We start from the raw sequence: 694 nt of genomic DNA, 5'->3' as shown, positions 1-694 counted from the left end.
AATGAAGAGCACGTAGAGGCCATCTGCAACGCTCAAAGCAAAGAAGATGTTCTTGCGATCATCGACAAATATTAAGTTTTACTCCTGACATACCCCATTCACAAATGGGTATACCCCCTATAAAAAAGAAAAGGTCTGAATTATGAAAATTATGGTTGTTTGCGGTCACGGTCTTGGTACTAGCCTAATGATGGAAATGAGCATCAAAAGCATCGTAAAAGAATTGAATGTCGATGCCGCTGTGGATCACATCGATCTTGGCTCAGCAAAAGGCACAAGTTGCGACATTTTCATCGGCACAAAAGACATTGCAGAACAGTTGGAAGCTCTTGGCGTTGAACAACGTATCGTAGCGCTTGATAACATGGTCGACAAAGTCGCAATGAAAGAGCGTTTATCTTTGGCACTTCAAGAGCTTGGTGCTCTATAAGGTGGCGTTATGGAATTCTTCAGTTTCTTAATGAACGATGTCCTATCAGAGCCAGCAGTTCTGGTCGGTCTCATCGCTCTAATCGGCTTAATTGCCCAGAAAAAACCAGTCACCGAGTGCATTAAAGGCACGGTAAAAACCATTCTTGGTTTCATCGTACTTGGCGCAGGTGCAGGCTTAGTTGTGAGCTCGCTAGGCGACTTCGCGACCATTTTCCAACACGCATTTGGCATTACAGGCGTGGTACCAAACAACGAAGCAATT

General features: G+C 44.2%; 2 protein-coding genes. Both read left to right on the top strand.

Features of this window, described 5'->3' with window-relative positions; genetic code table 11:
* Positions 1-142 precede the first annotated feature (142 nt).
* The gene (locus R7Z50_RS27630) at positions 143-430 is read left to right on the top strand and encodes a PTS sugar transporter subunit IIB (protein ID WP_020834885.1); all 288 of its coding nucleotides are present in this window, start codon (positions 143-145) and stop codon (positions 428-430) included.
* A 9-nt stretch (positions 431-439) separates the two neighbouring features.
* Positions 440-694 (top strand): PTS transporter subunit IIC (locus R7Z50_RS27625; RefSeq protein WP_318149773.1); only part of this gene is annotated, 255 nt, incomplete at its 3' end.

Source organism: Vibrio sp. 1249-1, from assembly GCF_033340495.1.
The sequence above is the reverse complement of the archived record's forward strand: the minus strand, read 5'-3'. Positions and strand labels throughout refer to the sequence as shown.

Bases quoted from the DNA above. Each gene is read 5' to 3' on its own strand.
- R7Z50_RS27630 (WP_020834885.1), top strand. From the start codon at position 143: ATGAAAATTATGGTTGTTTGCGGTCACGGTCTTGGTACTAGCCTAATG.